The sequence below is a fragment of the Clostridium rhizosphaerae genome, from assembly GCF_016765585.1.
In the GTDB taxonomy this organism is placed as follows: Bacteria; Bacillota; Clostridia; order Clostridiales; family Clostridiaceae; genus Clostridium_AT; species Clostridium_AT rhizosphaerae.
The window spans coordinates 572073-588636 of the sequence record NZ_JAESWC010000001.1; the positions used below are offsets into that span (position 1 = coordinate 572073).

At 34.3% G+C, this 16564-nt stretch carries 15 protein-coding genes; 10 read left to right on the top strand and 5 right to left on the bottom strand.

Annotation, left to right across the window (positions count from 1 at the left end; translation table 11 throughout):
• Positions 1-66: 66 nt before the first annotated feature.
• From JK636_RS02755 to JK636_RS02800, 10 genes are all read left to right on the top strand, one after another.
• Positions 67-714 carry a glycosyltransferase gene (locus JK636_RS02755; protein ID WP_274601582.1) on the top strand — a complete coding sequence of 216 codons (648 nt, stop codon included), beginning with the start codon at positions 67-69 and terminating at the stop codon, positions 712-714.
• Positions 715-798: 84 nt separating this feature from the next.
• Entirely contained in the window at positions 799-1446 is a 648-nt protein-coding gene (locus JK636_RS02760; protein ID WP_202747299.1) for a glycosyltransferase, read from the top strand.
• A gap of 202 nt (positions 1447-1648) precedes the next feature.
• Positions 1649-2623, top strand: coding sequence for a GHMP family kinase ATP-binding protein (locus JK636_RS02765; protein ID WP_202747300.1), 975 nt, complete (start codon positions 1649-1651; stop codon positions 2621-2623).
• A 21-nt stretch (positions 2624-2644) separates the two neighbouring features.
• Positions 2645-3169 carry a D-glycero-alpha-D-manno-heptose-1,7-bisphosphate 7-phosphatase gene (locus JK636_RS02770; protein ID WP_202747301.1) on the top strand — a complete coding sequence of 175 codons (525 nt, stop codon included), beginning with the start codon at positions 2645-2647 and terminating at the stop codon, positions 3167-3169.
• Position 3170: 1 nt separating this feature from the next.
• On the top strand, positions 3171-4142 hold the full coding sequence (gene galE, locus JK636_RS02775; protein ID WP_202747302.1) for a UDP-glucose 4-epimerase GalE: 972 nt from the start codon (positions 3171-3173) through the stop codon (positions 4140-4142).
• Positions 4143-4173: 31 nt separating this feature from the next.
• Positions 4174-4893 (top strand): nucleotidyltransferase family protein, encoded by a 720-nt coding sequence (locus JK636_RS02780; protein ID WP_202747303.1) that lies wholly within the window; start codon positions 4174-4176, stop codon positions 4891-4893.
• 93 nt (positions 4894-4986) lie between these two features.
• Positions 4987-5571, top strand: a complete 585-nt coding sequence (locus JK636_RS02785; protein WP_202747304.1) for a D-sedoheptulose-7-phosphate isomerase — start codon at positions 4987-4989, stop codon at positions 5569-5571.
• Between the two features lie 316 nt (positions 5572-5887).
• Positions 5888-6535, top strand: coding sequence for a TetR/AcrR family transcriptional regulator (locus JK636_RS02790; RefSeq protein ID WP_202747305.1), 648 nt, complete (start codon positions 5888-5890; stop codon positions 6533-6535).
• Positions 6535-7233 carry an ABC transporter ATP-binding protein gene (locus JK636_RS02795; RefSeq protein WP_202747306.1) on the top strand — a complete coding sequence of 233 codons (699 nt, stop codon included), beginning with the start codon at positions 6535-6537 and terminating at the stop codon, positions 7231-7233. Before JK636_RS02790 ends, JK636_RS02795 begins: the two co-directional genes overlap by 1 nt.
• Entirely contained in the window at positions 7233-9476 is a 2244-nt protein-coding gene (locus JK636_RS02800; RefSeq protein WP_202747307.1) for an ABC transporter permease, read from the top strand. The genes JK636_RS02795 and JK636_RS02800 overlap by 1 nt, the downstream gene beginning before the upstream one ends.
• A 110-nt stretch (positions 9477-9586) precedes the next feature.
• On the opposite strand, the gene JK636_RS02805 is transcribed toward JK636_RS02800, so the two are convergent.
• The 5 genes from JK636_RS02805 to pyrE all read right to left on the bottom strand — a co-directional run bounded on the left by JK636_RS02805 (position 9587) and on the right by pyrE (position 16530).
• Complete coding sequence (locus JK636_RS02805) at positions 9587-10684, bottom strand: radical SAM/SPASM domain-containing protein (protein WP_202747308.1); 1098 nt, start codon at positions 10682-10684, stop codon at positions 9587-9589.
• Positions 10685-10851: 167 nt separating this feature from the next.
• Positions 10852-11409: an NUDIX domain-containing protein gene (locus tag JK636_RS02810; RefSeq protein ID WP_202747309.1), complete on the bottom strand. Its 558-nt coding sequence runs from the start codon at positions 11407-11409 to the stop codon at positions 10852-10854.
• A gap of 25 nt (positions 11410-11434) precedes the next feature.
• On the bottom strand, positions 11435-14659 hold the full coding sequence (gene carB, locus JK636_RS02815; protein WP_202747310.1) for a carbamoyl-phosphate synthase large subunit: 3225 nt from the start codon (positions 14657-14659) through the stop codon (positions 11435-11437).
• A gap of 225 nt (positions 14660-14884) precedes the next feature.
• Positions 14885-15928 (bottom strand): glutamine-hydrolyzing carbamoyl-phosphate synthase small subunit, encoded by a 1044-nt coding sequence (gene carA / locus JK636_RS02820; protein ID WP_202747311.1) that lies wholly within the window; start codon positions 15926-15928, stop codon positions 14885-14887.
• A gap of 35 nt (positions 15929-15963) precedes the next feature.
• On the bottom strand, positions 15964-16530 hold the full coding sequence (gene pyrE, locus JK636_RS02825; RefSeq protein WP_202747312.1) for an orotate phosphoribosyltransferase: 567 nt from the start codon (positions 16528-16530) through the stop codon (positions 15964-15966).
• Positions 16531-16564 lie beyond the last annotated feature (34 nt).

Consider the following 16564-nt stretch of genomic DNA (forward strand, 5'->3'; position numbering starts at 1 on the left):
ATATAATGCAACTGGGACAACCTATATGAAATTAATATAGTTTTATAATAGTGGAGGAACAAGGCAATGAAAGTTCTATTATTTACACCTTCTTACAAACGGCCATACATGCTTCGACAATGTATACTAAATATAAAAAACCAATCCTATACAGATTTCACCCATACAATTAGCATTATGTATGATGATAAGTCTGAAATTGCAAATTATGAATGCCTGTTTGATGACATCCTTGATGACAGATTTATAATCGGATTCAATAAAAATGGTACCTCTCATGAAAGGTATATGACTACACTATCACAAAGTTCACAACCCTATGATATATATATTAAAATCGATGATGATGATATATATAAAAAAGATTATGTGAAGACAATCGTGGAATATTTCGAGACTCATGAGTGTGATGTTCTAAGCTCGCCGGTTGGCTATGATCTAAATAATTATTTTCTATCCAAAGGTTATCATTACACCTTTTGTGGGGATCCTCCTGTAAATAATTTTCTGATGGCTCCGACTTTCGCATTTAGTCACAAAGCATATCAAGTTTTGTTTGATATTATAGATAACTATGATGATGAAAGCCGTCAGTGGATGGCTGCCTGGCCCGCAGCTGGATTAGAATCTCAAAATGTAGACAACGCTAATAATATAATCTGGCATATTCACGGTAGAAATACGTCGATACCTCACTGGTTTCGTCCCAGCTAAAAAGTTATGCAGTTAAAGCTTCATAAATTGTATCTTAATGCTATATTAAATCAATCAGCTTAACGATAGAGGAGGATAGCCGAAATGAAAGTTCTATTATTTACACCGACCTATAGACGTCCGTATATGCTGCGTGAATGCATACTGAATATAAAAAACCAGTCATATACGGATTTCACCCATACTATCAGCATTATGTATGACGATAAATCTGAAATTGAAAATTACCAATACTTGTTTGACGATATAATTGATGACAGGTTTATTATAGGGTTCAATAAAAATAACAGTTCATTTGGAAGATATATTGCTGCATTATCGCAAAGTCCGGAGCCCTATGATATATATATAAAAATCGATGACGATGACATTCATAAAAAAGATTATGTAAAAACAATTGTGGAATATTTTGAAACACATGAATGTGATATCTTAAGCTCGCATATTAGCAGTCAGCTAAATAACTATTTTCTATCAAAAGGTAATTATAGAAGTCTTGGTGGTGATTATCCCAATAATAATTATCTGATGCCTATGACTTTTGCCTTCAGTCATAAAGCCTATGAAATTATACTTGGCATTAAAGATAATTATGATCATGATGATTTACAATGGAGGACTGCTTGGAGCAACTGCGGATTAAAAGACGATAATGTTGATAATTCCAATAATATCATCTGGCACATCCACGGTAAAAATGCATCTGTAGGTGAATGGTTTCGTCCCAGTTAAACCATTATTGTAGGTCTGACAACTATATTCATAGGTGTCAGACCTTTTAGTTTCTTTTGTAACCTCTTTAGATTACTTGCATATTATAAACCAGGTATGAGGCTAGTCCATCTTTTTTGTTATTACACTTAATATAAGGTTTAGCCATAGAGCCTATATTTATAACCTATTAATTATTAAAAAGTGAGGGTATAAAAATGAAATGATTATTACAAGAACACCTTTTAGAATAAGCTTCGCCGGTGGCGGTACAGATCTCGCGAGTTACTATAAAACAGGATATGGAGCGGTAGTCAGCACAACCATTGATAAGTATATGTATATAACTATCAACAAACGCTTTGATGACAGCATTAGGGTTAGCTATTCAAAGACTGAAATTGTAGATAATCTTGATGAACTACAGCATGATATTGTAAAAGCCGCCTTAAGGATGGTAGGTATTTCAAAAGGTATTGAGATAACCTCCATTTCCGATATACCAGCAGGCACAGGACTTGGATCATCCAGCAGTTTCACTGTTGGATTGCTAAATGCTCTTTATATGTATATAGGTAAACAGTGTTCAGCACATGAACTTGCACAAAAGGCATGTTATTTAGAAATAGATATGCTTAAACATCCAATCGGGAAGCAGGACCAATTTGCTGCTGCATACGGCGGAACGAATTACTTCAGATTTAATGCAGATGGCAGCGTGACCTACAAGCCAATTAATTTATCTTTAAAGGATTTAGAAGCTATGAATAGCAAACTTTCCATGTGGTATACGGGAATAAGCAGAAGTGCAGATAGTATTTTAAACCAGCAGAATAATGATACCTTAAAAAAGCTTGATGTACTTGATTTTATGAGAAATCAAGCTGACGATCTGGCAGAGAACTTGAATAAACACGGTTTTACTGAATCATTGGCAAAAGTGCTTCATGAAGGTTGGATAAAGAAAAAGTCAATAACAAAATCAATCAGTAATAACAATATTGATAATTTATACGAGATTGCTCTTTTAAACGGAGCCAAAGGCGGCAAAATCTTAGGGGCAGGTGGCGGCGGATTTCTTCTTCTGTATTGCGATGCTGAAAAGCATGATAATTTAAGTGCTGCTCTTGGATTAACTAAAATGCCTTTTAAAATTACTTGTCATGGCAGTAGAGTTGTTTATTTTTCAGAAACTTAAGCATGTATAGAGGGAATTTATATGGTAAAGGTTATTTTTTTAGACCGTGACGGTGTAATTAATAAATGCGCAAAAGAACACGAATATATTACCCAGTGGGAAAACTTTGAGTTCCTTGAAAATGTTCCAAAAGCAATAAAATTGCTTACCGATGCAAAATACAAGATTGTTGTTATAAGCAATCAACGAGGAATTGCAAGAGGTGTTATGACTAAGAATGAAGTTGATGAACTTCATAAAAGAGTCAATGAATACCTAAATAGCAAAGATACGAACATTGATTTGTTTCTTTATTGTCCCCATGAAATTGGTGAATGCAATTGTAGAAAACCAGGAATAGGCTTATTCCTGGCAGCAGAGAAATTATTTAATGTTGATAAGTCACATTCATATATGATAGGCGATAGTGATAGCGATATTGCTGCCGGTCATAATTTTGGAGTAAAAACAATATTTATCGGCGACTATAACAATTTAGCGGATATATGTTGCAAAAGCCTATACGAAGCTGTTCAGATAATTTTAGGAATAGGGAGATGTGTTTAAAATGAAAGTCTTGATTACTGGTGGAGCAGGTTATATTGGAAGTCATACTAATCGTTATTTCAACCAAAAAGGGATTGAAACGGTTATTATCGATAATTTAATTAATGGTCACAAAGAAGCTGTTACTTCTGGAAAGCTTGTAGAGGGAGATTTCGGCGATAAATTACTAATCAATAATATATTATCTTCTGGTGATTTTGATGCCATAGTTCACTTTGCCGCTTTTGCTGATGTAGCGGATTCCGTTGCAAATCCGGCAAAGTACTATGAAAACAATGTGTCAAAAATGATTACATTGCTTGACGCCGCAGTGGCCAATAATGTTAAGTATTTTGTTTTTTCATCTTCAGCAGCTACTTTTGGAGAGCCGCAATATTTGCCCATTGATGAAAAGCATCAGCAGCAGCCAATTAACCCATATGGATTGACTAAATTAATCGGAGAAAAGATTCTAGAGGACTATGACCATGCATATGGTATAAAGTTTTGCGCGTTCAGATATTTCAATGCAGCTGGTGATTCTAAGGATGGAATGATAGGCGAAGCTCACAATCCTGAACATCATATTATTCCTTTGATACTCCATGCAGCCATGGATGGGGCAGCTGAATTGAAAGTGTTTGGAAGTGACTACCCTACACGAGATGGAAGTTGTCTAAGAGACTATATTCATGTGGATGATTTAGCTGACGCTCACTATAGAGGTCTTATGCATATAATACAGCATAATGTATCTGAAGCCTTTAACTTAGGAAGCAATAACGGATTTACGGTATTGGAGATAATCAATGAATGTGAAAAGATTACAGGAAAAAAAATAAAATACAAAGTTGTCGGAAGGCGTCCAGGGGATCCTGCAAGTCTCGTAGCTTCGAATGAAAAAGCAAAAAAGATACTTGGCTGGGAACCTAAGAATGATATATCAGCAATAATAAGAGATGCTTGGAAATGGCAAACCAATAAACGATATTAGTGCTTGAGGCAGAAGAATTTGAGGTGATAAATTGAAAGCTTTTCTATTAGCAGCAGGCTTTGGAACACGACTGAAGCCGCTAACGGATATTACACCAAAATGTTTGGTGCCTATAGCCGGGCAGCCTTTGCTGTTTTGGTGGTTTCAGCTCTTAGAACGTCATGGAGTAACTGAAGTACTAATCAATACGCATTATTTATTTGGACAAGTTCGCCAGTATATCAATTATTACAATAAAAAAGGGAAACTATATGTCCACGAATTTTATGAACCAGTTCTTTTAGGAAGCGGCGGGACAGTAGCAGCAAACAAAAGTTTTGTATCAAAGGAAGAAAGCTTTTTGATTTGCTATGCTGATAATCTAACTGATGTCAATATAGGCTCCATGATTGAGTTTCACAATTCTCATGATGGAATATTAACAATGGCACTTTTTCATGCAAATAACCCCAAGCAGTGCGGCATCGCACAAGTTGATAAAAATAGAAAGATAGTTGAATTTATTGAAAAACCACAAAATCCAACAAGCAATTTAGCCAATGCCGGCATATATGCGGCAAGGAAAGAAATATTTGATTTTTTCCCCAATAGGAAGTTTATTGATTTTGGTAATGATATATTGCCGCAGCTTGCTGGGCATATGTATGGCTGGGAGATACAGGACTATCTCATAGATATCGGTACGCTAGAAAATTATGAAAAGGCAAAATTGGATTGGAGCAGCAAAAAAATTATGTACGGTGTTTATTAGGAGGTTAAAGTCCTAAATGGACTTTAACGGGTAATTTGCGAACGGAGTGAGTACTCTAAATTACCCAGTGTGACGACTGGAAGGAGGAATAAAATGGATTACAGCAAAAATATTAAAGCTTATATTGCCAAGGAAATTGAAGTTCTCAATATGCTGGACATTGATACCATCAATTTAGCAATAAATGAAATTGTAGCTGCATTCGAGAGAGAAGGTAATATCTATATTTTTGGGAATGGCGGAAGTGCAGCTACAGCTTCACATTTTGCAAATGATTTTAATAAGGGTATTTCAGAATATACTAAGAAAAAGTTTAGATTTATCTGTTTGAATGACAATGTGCCTACTGTTATGGCTGTAGCCAATGATATTAGCTATGATGAGATATTTAGATTCCAACTGCTTGGAAAGTTAAAGCATGAGGATTTAGTAATAGGAATTAGTGGGAGCGGAAATAGCAAGAATGTGGTAAATGCTATTGAATATGCAAAACAAGAAGGAATTAGAACTCTCGGCATAACTGGATTTAATGGCGGGAAAGTAAAACAGATAGTTGATGTCTCACTTCATGTACCGATTAATAATATGCAAATTACTGAAGATATTCATATGGTGTTCGACCACATGATAATGACTGTACTTTATCAAGTGTGGAACCTGCTTGCAATTAAGTTTTGAAAGCTGCAGATTTTTGTGGTTTTTAATAATTATCTTTATATATCATAAGTCCTAACTAAGCGATGGATACAATCTCCTTCGCTTAGTTTTTTAGAGTCCAATCATAAGTATACCCTTTATAAAATTGAGTCTAAAATTATTCAAAACTTATTAAAATACATCTTGACTTTGTGACTCACCAGTCATATAATATGACTATAAAGTCATATGACCCAAAAGTCACACGTATTAAGAATTTTAATACCAATTATATCTATACTAACTTAACTTCAAATTTTTATAAAACCAGCAAGCATTACAGAAAGGAACTATAGAAATGCCAAAAGAAACTTTTTTAAATCTTAATGAAGAAAAACAAGAGAAGATAATGAGAGCAGCCATAAGTGAATTTGTAAAGCACGGTTTTGAAAAAGGAAATATTGGAGATATTGCTAAGAATGCAGGAGTTGCAAAAGGAAGTATGTATCAGTATTTCGAGAACAAAAGAGAGCTCTTTTTATATTCCGAACAATGGTGTGTTGAATTGCTTATGAAAAAATACGGCAAATACATGGTGGTTACTAATAAAGATATTAATATTTTTGATTTTTTGTATGAAAGTTCAAAAGAACTTTGGATACAAATGAGAGAAGAAAGAGAGTCTATTATCTTCATTCAAGATGTATTCCTAGGTAAATATAACACTTTAACGGATGAATCTATGTCATATATGATGAAAGTTTCGAATGAATATACTCTTCAGCTTATACGTCAAGGTAAAGATAATGGTCATATTAGAAAGGACATAGATGATAATCTTCTATCTCTTTATATTACAGGAACATCCCTAAAATTTAAAGAATACATGATGAACAGAGCAAGAATCCTAGGAGAAGATATTATAGATGAGCCTTTTGAACGTGTTGAAAAGGAATTAAAAGCTATGATTGAATTAATCAAAAACGGTATGGGAGGAACAAAATAATGTTTTTAAAAGTAGAAAATTTAAAAAAGAGTTATAAAACCGGAGATATTACTACACAAGTTCTAAAAGGCGTTGGTATGGATTTAAGCAAAGGGGAAATTGGAGTTATACTCGGGCCTTCAGGTTCTGGAAAATCTACTCTTCTCAATATAATAGGAGGAATTGACAGATGCGATTCAGGCACTGTTTTAGTAGACAATATTGAAATTACAAAATTAAATGACAATAAGCTTACTGACTATAGAAGAGAAAATATAGGCTTCATATTTCAGTTTTATAACTTAATTCCTAATTTAACAGTGGGAGAAAATATTGAAGTTGTTTCGAATATAAGCAAAACCCCTTTAAATACTGATGAAGTTTTAAAGGCTGTAGGAATGCTTGATAAGAAACACAGATTTCCTAAAGAGTTAAGCGGAGGAGAGCAGCAAAGAGTTTCCATTGCAAGAGCCATAGTAAAAAATCCAAAGCTTTTACTTTGTGATGAACCAACAGGGGCTCTTGACTTTGTAACCTCCAGAGAAATATTAAAGCTTCTTCAGCAGATTAATAAGGATTTTGGTACAACTATATTAATGATAACTCATAATAGTGCAATTAGCGCTATGGCTAATAGAGTTTATAAGGTTAGAAGCGGAGAAATTGTTGAGAGCATAATTAATAGCACAATTATGCCTGCAGAAAGGATTGAATGGTAATGATTATTAATAAAAAAATAAAGTGTACCATGCTGGAAAGCAAGTCTCAATATCTTGGTTCCTTAGTACTCATTATCTTAAGCTGCCTTCTTTATACTATGTTTAATTTGCTTTCAACTAATATGGCTGGATTGTCTTCTTCCTTTGAAAAAAATTATAAGCAGGAAGACGCAAACTTTATACTGGATAAAAAACTCAATAACATATCCGCTTTAGAACAAAATTTCAATATGAGTATAGAAGAGAGCAAATCAGTTGATTATTCTATATCAAAAGATAAGACCCTAAGGATATTCAGTGAAAATACCAAAGTTAATGTACCTGCGATAATCGAAGGAACTTCCTTAAGCGCTGGTAACATTATTATTGATCCAAGCTATGCTAAAGCAAATAAGTTAAAAGTTGGAGATAGCATAAAGTTATATGATAAAAACTTTAAAATATCCGGATTTATGTCTCTTCCAAATTATATATACCCACTAAGAACAGAATCAGATTTGATGAATGATCCTAATAATTTTGGAATAGCCGTAATAGGAAAAGAAGACTTTAATGCACTTAACAAGGGAAATAGTTTTTATACTATTAGATTTAATGGTGATAGAAGCAATATTGATAATAGTATCACTCAATTTAAAGACTTCTTAAGAAGTAATAATTTTATTATCCTCGGATGGATGAATATTACTGATAATGTTAGAGTTACTTATGTCACTGCTAAGCTTAAAGGAATCGATCAAATGAGTTCTTCTGCGCCAATAGCTATACTTATTCTTACCTGTATACTGACAGGTATAGTGATGTGGAGAATGCTAAAAAGAGAAGCAGTTATTATAGGAACTCTCTATGCTTTAGGCTATAAAAAAAGAGAGATTGTGAAGCATTATCTTATGTATCCTCTCTCAATTGCTTTGCTTGGAGGTATTGTTGGTACAATTCTAGGTGCATTAACACTAAAGCCTATGCTTAACTTTATGGTGTCATACTTTAATATGCCCGTTGGCTCAGTAAGTTTCAATATAAACTATATTATAATAAGCGTTCTTCTTCCATTAATATTTTTAGTAATTTGCAGTTACTTTGTAGTAAATAAAGCGCTTAAAAGCTCACCTGTTGAGCTTATGAGAGGCGGTAAAGAAAACAATAAAGTTGGATTCTTAGAGAGAAAGATAAAGCTTGATAAGTTAAAATTTAATACTAAGTTTAAAATAAGGGAGCAGCTAAGAAGCATACCAAGAAGTTTATTCCTTTTGCTTGGTATTATAATAGCTACCATGATGCTATTAATGGGCTTTGCAGCAAAAAGCTCTATTGATTATCTAATGAAGGATTCCTTTAGTGAAGCCTTTAAGTACAACTATCAATACGTGTTTAATTCTATTCAGAATGGAGTTTCAAATGGTGGTGAAGCTTTTTCTGAAATACCGGCAGCATTAAAGTCAGATAACAAAGCAACCTTTACAATATACGGAGTAACCCCTGATTCTAAATATATTACCTTCAAAGATAAATCAGGCACTACTTTAAAATCAGATAAAATTATTATTACAAGACCACTTGCTGATAAACTAAATATAAAACAGGGAGATATTATTCAATTTGTTAACAGGCTTGACTCAAAAGCATATAACGTAACGGTGGATAGTATCGCCGAAACCTACGTAGGTCAGTATGTTTATATACCTCTTGATAAACTAAATGATATGTTTGATTACCCAGCCGGAAGCTACATGGGACTATGGAGCACAGAAAAGCTTGACATTCCTGAAAACAAGCTTTTAGCTTCTGTGACAGTTGATGACATGAGGAAAGCCTTCGATACTATGACACAGCCTCTTCAAGCTTCTATAGGAACTATAGCCTTTATGTCCTTTATAATCGGGCTCATAGTGATATATGTTGTTACTTCACTTACAATAGAGGAAAATAAGGAAAATATATCACTTATGAAGGTATTAGGTTATAGGAAAAATGAAGTATATTCCCTCATTTTGAACAGCTCTTCTTTCATAGTTATAGCTGGCTACATTTTAGGGGTACCTCTTCTTCTAGTATCCTTAAAAGCAATGTTTGCATCAGTAACAAAAGATATGAGTATCTCCTTTCCTGTAACTATTGGTTATGGCTATCTTATTGCAGGGTTTATAATAATATTTTTAACCTATGAACTATCAAAACTTTTGAGTAGAAAGAAAGTAAATAGGATTTCCATGGCTGAGGCCTTAAAATCTAGAATGGAATAAGAGCAAAAAAGACAGCAAGCAAAGTTCTAAAGCTTTGTTTACTGTCTTTTATATTTAAAACAATCATTGTATCATCTTTCTCATAAGCCTTCCATGAAGCCCTTCATCCTTTATGAACAATTATCTAAGAGTCCCTTAACCTGAAGCTCTTTCTCAAATAGCAAACAACCTCCAGCATGTTCCCCTAATAGCATTCCCGTTTCCTTCAACCTTTTGAATAAAGGTGATTGAAGAGCTTCAAGGAGAGTGCAGTCTTTTATATTAGTATCTGAATATGGCGAGAACGGGCATGGCTCTGCCCCACCGTTTACACTAATATGGAAAAAGCCTCTTCCAGCAGCAAGACATCCTCCTGTATATTTTTCATCTCCAGGAAATGATAGAAAAATAGCATCTTCATATTCTTTCCTAAGCTGCTCTTGGTTATTTTCAAGTATTACACGTTCTTTATCAGTAGGTGCAAGTTCTTTAGTTACCTCAGTTACCGGAACATACTCTACAAATATTATACCCTTACAGCCCAAACGATACAGCTCATCAAAAAATGTCTTGCTTGTAACTATCTCAGTATTTTCAGTTGTAACTGTTATAGACGCTCCAAATAATATCCCTTTTTCTTTTAAAGTCTTCATAACTTTAATTATAGAATTATAAGTACCCTTTCCTCTCCTTTTGTCCGTTTGCTCTTCATTTCCTTCTATACTAATCATCGGTATAAGATTTCTATTGGAATCAAATAATTTTACATAATTATTATCAATAATTGTCCCATTTGTAAAGATAGGAAATATAACTTCTTTTACTTTTGCCGCCTCCTCCATTACATCTTTTCTCATTAATGGCTCTCCTCCAGCAAGCAGTATAAATGAAACTCCTAAATCCCCAGACTCTCTAAAAATTTCTCCCCATCTTTCTGTTGATAATTGATTTATATCTAAGTTTTCTCCACAGGACTTATTTGCTCTTGCATAACAGCCTTTACAAAATAAATTGCACCTGCTGGTTATACTTGAGATTAAAAATGGCGGTATATCTTGTCCTTTGTTTGAAAGCAAGGTCCTTTTTCTTTGGGCTTCTTTGCTTGCAAGCATATATTTCATGACAAAAGCTGTTTCCTTAGGGTTTTTTAATGATGCTTTCACTATATTTTTTACTATATTTTCAATTCCGCTGCTCATATATTCTGACAAGTCGAACTTTTCTTCCATTATAACATCTCCCTTTTTTAAACCACTCTTATATTATATACTTCTTTTATGACATGAATGTGATTAATTCTTTTATATGTATTTTAAAATATTATTTTATTGACTCTAAAGCTCTATAAAAATAGCGCAAATATATTTAGACTTCTCCAAATATATTTGCGCTATTTTTATAATTCTTTAATCTTACTAATAAGCTTTTCGTATACTTTCTGCATATGTGCCTCATTACTGTATTCATTGACTTTATCAATAGGAACCCATCTTACACCGCTGTTTTCATCTTCTTTTATAGTTAAAGCTTCTTGTTCATCAGCTTCAAGCAAATAAGCTATAGATAAGTGAAGATGCGGTGCTACATAGTTGCCCTTTTTTATATGACCCACCACAGTTAGTATATCTATAGAAAATATGTCTTTAGTTACAGGATATACACTTTTAACTCCGGTTTCTTCTCTAACTTCTCTAATTGCTACAGTTAAAAGGTCTTCTTCTCCATCAGCATGTCCTCCTGTCCACGACCATGAGTTATATATATTATGATGTACCATTAGAACTTTATCTTTATTTTTATTTACAACGAAAGCTGAGCTTGTAATATGTGCTATTTCATTATTTCTAGTTAGCACATCATCAAAAATATTAATGCAGTTTAAGATTATTTCTTTATCCTTTTTTTCCTGCTCATTATAGGGTTTGTAGTTTTTTATAGAATTTATCCAATTCACTTTTACTCACATCCCTTAGTTCATTTTAATTTAGATTATGACCCATATTGTAAACATTCATACAATCTTGACCATTATTTATATTAACTCTGCTGCTTACCTCAACCAATGCCCTGACTGTATCAATAGAGGTTAATATTTCAATATTATTTTCAATGGCAGTTCTTCTTATAACAAATCCATCCCTATGAGAATCATTACCTTTAGTTGGAGTATTTATAACAATATCTATTTCTCTATTCTTTATTACATCCAGTATATTGGGCTCTCCTTCTTTTAGCTTCATGACTTCTTTAACTTCTAAGCCTTCATTCCTTAAAAATTCAGCGGTACCACCTGTAGCTATAAAAGCATATCCCATTTCACTAAGCTTCTTTGCAATATCAGAGAATTCTTTTTTATCATGATTGTTTAATGTAACAAGTACGGTTTTCTTTTCATTTTTAAACTGCATGCCTGCCGCAACAAAGCCTTTATAAATTGCTTCGTATACATTTTTTCCTACCCCCAAAACCTCACCTGTTGATTTCATCTCAGGTCCTAAGGATACCTCCACATTAGGAAGCTTTTGTGTTGAGAAAACTGGTACCTTTACAGCTACAATATCCGGCTCTTTATATATGTATATGCCGTAGCCTAGGTTTTCTATTTTTTCTCCCATCATAATTCTTGTCGCAAGCTCAACTATAGGTACTTTGCTTACTTTACTTATATATGGTACTGTTCTGCTGGCTCTTGGATTAACTTCTATTACATAAAGTTCACCCCGATATTCAATAAATTGAATATTAATCATGCCCTTTATGCCTATATAAGAGGCAAGTTTTTTAGTGTAATCAAGTATCTTGGCCTTTATATCAGCTGATACATTTTGTGTTGGATACAATGTTATACTGTCTCCAGAATGAATTCCAGCCCTTTCAAGGTGCTCCATAACTCCGGGGATAAGCACATTTTCCCCGTCACATATAGCATCAACTTCTATTTCTCTTCCCATAAGGTACTTATCAATTAGTATAGGATTTTTCTTGTCTTTTTCAAAGGCATTTTCAAGATAATATTTAAGTTCTTCTTCACTATAAGTTATCTCCATGCCCTGTCCACCTAGAACGAAGGAAGGCCTTACTAGTACAGGATAGCCTAAAATTTCAGCTTCCTTTAAGCCTTCTTTTAAACTCCATACAGCTTTTCCCTTAGGCCTTTTAATATCAAGCTCTTCAAGAATAGCATCAAACTTTTCTCTATCCTCTGCAGCATCAATTTGTTCAGAAGTAGTTCCTAAAATGTATATATCTTTTTCTTTTAAGAATTTAGCAAGCTTAATAGCTGTCTGTCCACCAAATTGCAGTATTACTCCGTATGGCTTTTCCTTATCTATTATACTTAAAACATCCTCTTCTGTGAGAGGTTCAAAATAGAGCTTATCCGATATATCAAAATCTGTACTTACTGTTTCAGGATTGTTATTTATAATTATTGTTTCTATACCCATTTTTCTTAAAGCCTTAACAGCATGCACAGAAGCATAGTCAAATTCAATTCCCTGCCCAATTCTTATAGGACCTGAGCCAATAACAACTACTTTCTTTTTTTTGCAAACCTGTACCTCGTCATATGTATCATAAGTTGAATAATAATATGGTGACAATGCTTCAAATTCTCCGGCACAAGTATCAACCATCTTGTATACCGGTGTTATATCCCACTTTAATCTTAGCTTATAAATTTCATCAGGACTCACCTTTAAAAGATTTCCTATTCCTTTATCTGAAAAACCTTTTTTCTTTAACTCAATTAGTAGTTCTCTTGATACATCATTTAAATCTAATTGCTTTAGTTCTTCCTCTTTATCAACAATGCCTTTAATTTTGTTTACGAAGAAGCTGTCTATGCCTGTTATCTGAGATATCATTTCGATTCTATAATTTCTTCTTATCATTTCAGCTAAAGCAAAAATTCGTTCATCATCAGGAGACATTACTCTATGTTTAAGTTCTTCTAGGCTTAACTTTTTCATTTTCTTATGCTCTAAAGTAAACTTTCCAAGCTCTAATGAACGTATTGCCTTTAAAAATGCTGCCTCAAAGGTATTGCCAATAGCCATAACTTCTCCGGTAGCCATCATCTTGGTGCCAAGCTGCCTGTTTGCGTCATAAAACTTATCAAAAGGCCATTTTGGAATCTTAACTACTACATAGTCAAGTGATGGTTCGAAGCAGGCAAAGGTCTTCTCCGTAACTGCATTTTTTATTTCGTCCAAGCCATAGCCTAGTGCTATTTTAGCGGCAACCTTGGCTATTGGATACCCAGTGGCTTTAGATGCAAGTGCTGAAGAACGGCTAACCCTAGGGTTTATTTCTATTACTGCATATTCAAAGCTATTTGGATTTAGTGCTAATTGTACATTGCAGCCTCCTTCAATACCTATTGTATTTATTATGTCTATTGATGCACTTCTTAGCATCTGGTATTCACTATCTGACAATGTCTGGCTAGGGGCAACTACTATACTATCGCCTGTATGTATGCCTACCGGATCTATATTTTCCATATTGCACACAGTAATACAGTTTCCAAAACTGTCCCTTATAACCTCGTACTCAATTTCCTTCCAACCCTTAATGCTCTTTTCAACAAGTACCTGTCCAATAGTACTTAATTGCAATCCTTGAGCTAAAATTACTTCAAGTTCTTCTTCATTTTCTGCTATTCCTCCGCCGCTTCCTCCAAGAGTATAAGCAGGTCTTACTATTACAGGATACCCAATTTTTCCGCTAAATTTTTTGCCGCTTTCCATATCCGTAATTATTTCACTTGCTATACACGGCTGGCCTATATTTTGCATCTCATTCCTAAAAAGTTCTCTGTCTTCTCCCTTTTTAATAGCTTCTATTGATGTTCCAATAACTTTTACATTGTATTTATCTAGAATACCTTTTTCATAAAGCTCTACTGAAAGATTAAGACCTGTTTGCCCGCCCATTCCAGCAATTATGCTGTCCGGCCTTTCTTTAGCTATTATTTTTTCAAGAAAATCTACAGTTAAGGGCTCAATATATATTTTATCTGCCGTATCCTTATCAGTCATAATAGTTGCCGGGTTGCTGTTTACAAGTACAACCTCTACGCCTTCTTCTTTAAGCGCTTCACAAGCTTGTGTACCAGAATAATCAAATTCAGCTGCTTGGCCAATAACTATAGGACCAGAACCTATTACTAAAACTTTTTTTATGTCATTATTCTTTGGCATTATGAAATTCCTCCTTATTAGTCGAAACACTGGGTATCCTAGACTTGTTCGCTCACGTTCACAGGCTACCCGTTAAAGCCCATTTAGGGCTTTAACCTCCTTTTAGTCGGAAACCTGGACAGTCTATCATACTCGCTCCCCTTCGGGCACTGGGTAACTTAAGATGTTCGCTTCCGCTCACAAGTTACCCGTAAAAGTTCATTTAGGATTTTTACCACCTAGTCCTTATACTTGTAAGAATTTATCAAATATATAATCTGCATCCTTTGGTCCTGGACATGCCTCTGGATGATATTGAACGCTGTATATTGGAAGTGTTTTATGTCTCATTCCCTCTATAGTTCCATCATTCATGCTTATATGTGTAGCTACAACATCCTTTGGAAGCTCTTTAACGTAATATCCATGGTTTTGAGAAGTTATGAAAACTCTATTCTCCTCAAGGTCCTTTACCGGATGATTACAGCCCCTGTGTCCAAATTTAAGCTTTGCAGTAATGCCTCCTAAAGCTAGTGCCAGAAGCTGATGTCCAAGACATATTCCAACTATAGGTTTTTTGTTTATAAGCTTTTTTATATTTTCTATTACCTCAGGCAAATCCTCTGGGTCTCCGGGCCCATTTGATAAAAATATCTTATCAGGATTAACCTTTAAAATATCCTCGTAAGATGTATGAGCCGGAAATACTGTTAGCTTGCAGCCTCTATTTTTAAAGGACCTAAGTATATTAGACTTAGTTCCAAAATCTAAAACCGCTATATGCTGTCCATTTCCCTCTATATTATAGACCTTATCAGTAGTAACATTTTTAACCGCTTCTACATTACTGAACTCATTAAGCCTTTTATTTATATAGCCTTCACTAAGCTCCTCAGTTGTTATTATTCCTCTCATTGTTCCGTTGTTTCTTAGAACCTTTGTAAGCGCTCTTGTATCAATTCCTTCTAAAGCTATTATCTTATGACTTTTTAAATAATCACTTAGCTTAATCTCGCATCTGAAATTATTAGGCATGCTTGCAGCTTCTCTAACTATAAAGCCCTTAACCTTTGGGCACTCCGATTCTCCATCCTCAAGATTAATGCCATAGTTTCCTATAAGAGGATAGGTCATGGTCACGATTTGACCATAATAGGATGGATCTGTTAGGACTTGTTGATATCCGGTCATTCCTGTATTAAAAACAACCTCTCCAACTGTTTCCTTTACATATCCAAAAGCCTTCCCTTCAAATACTATTCCATTTTCTAAAATAAGTTTTGCTCTCATCCGTCCCACCTCACAAGTAATAAACATTTATTTAGCTATTTTATGTTTCTGCTTCCTGGCTTTACACAAGGCAATTCTTCTTTGCATAATGGACATTCTTCTTTTTCATAAGTTTCAATTTGAAGCTTTATGGAACTGTAAATAGGGTAATCTATTTTGCTGCTGCTTCTATCAACTATACAAGCAATTCCGACCACTTCTCCACCTAGACTTTTTATAACTTCTGCTACTTCTAAGGAAGACTTTGCTGTTGTTACTACATCTTCTACTATCAGCACCTTTTGCCCGGGCAATATCTCAAAACCCCTTCTAAGCATCATTTCGCCATCTACTCTTTCAGTGAATATTGCAGGCTTTTTAAGCTGCCTTGCTAACTCGTATGCTGCTACAATCCCTCCCATAGCAGGTCCAACGGCTATATCAAAATCTAAATCTTTAATTTTATCAGCAGCTTCCTTTAAAACTTCTTCTGCTTTATCCGGATACATTAAAAGCTTTGCACATTGACAATACCTATTGCTGTGCTTCCCTGATGATAAAAGAAAATGTCCTTCTAAAAGTGCTCCAACTTCTCTTAATATATTTAAAACTCTATTCTCCATATAAGTTTCTCCCTTCATTTTACATTCTATATTC

Excerpts from the sequence above, each read along its gene's own strand:
- JK636_RS02755 (WP_274601582.1), top strand. The coding sequence starts at position 67 with ATGAAAGTTCTATTATTTACACCTTCTTACAAACGGCCATACATGCTT.
- JK636_RS02760 (WP_202747299.1), top strand. The coding sequence starts at position 799 with ATGAAAGTTCTATTATTTACACCGACCTATAGACGTCCGTATATGCTG.
- JK636_RS02765 (WP_202747300.1), top strand. The coding sequence starts at position 1,649 with ATGATTATTACAAGAACACCTTTTAGAATAAGCTTCGCCGGTGGCGGT.
- JK636_RS02770 (WP_202747301.1), top strand. The coding sequence starts at position 2,645 with ATGGTAAAGGTTATTTTTTTAGACCGTGACGGTGTAATTAATAAATGC.
- galE (WP_202747302.1), top strand. The coding sequence starts at position 3,171 with ATGAAAGTCTTGATTACTGGTGGAGCAGGTTATATTGGAAGTCATACT.
- JK636_RS02785 (WP_202747304.1), top strand. The coding sequence starts at position 4,987 with ATGGATTACAGCAAAAATATTAAAGCTTATATTGCCAAGGAAATTGAA.
- JK636_RS02790 (WP_202747305.1), top strand. The coding sequence starts at position 5,888 with ATGCCAAAAGAAACTTTTTTAAATCTTAATGAAGAAAAACAAGAGAAG.
- JK636_RS02795 (WP_202747306.1), top strand. The coding sequence starts at position 6,535 with ATGTTTTTAAAAGTAGAAAATTTAAAAAAGAGTTATAAAACCGGAGAT.
- JK636_RS02800 (WP_202747307.1), top strand. The coding sequence starts at position 7,233 with ATGATTATTAATAAAAAAATAAAGTGTACCATGCTGGAAAGCAAGTCT.
- JK636_RS02805 (WP_202747308.1), bottom strand. The coding sequence starts at position 10,684 with ATGGAAGAAAAGTTCGACTTGTCAGAATATATGAGCAGCGGAATTGAA.
- carB (WP_202747310.1), bottom strand. The coding sequence starts at position 14,659 with ATGCCAAAGAATAATGACATAAAAAAAGTTTTAGTAATAGGTTCTGGT.
- carA (WP_202747311.1), bottom strand. The coding sequence starts at position 15,928 with ATGAGAGCAAAACTTATTTTAGAAAATGGAATAGTATTTGAAGGGAAG.
- pyrE (WP_202747312.1), bottom strand. The coding sequence starts at position 16,530 with ATGGAGAATAGAGTTTTAAATATATTAAGAGAAGTTGGAGCACTTTTA.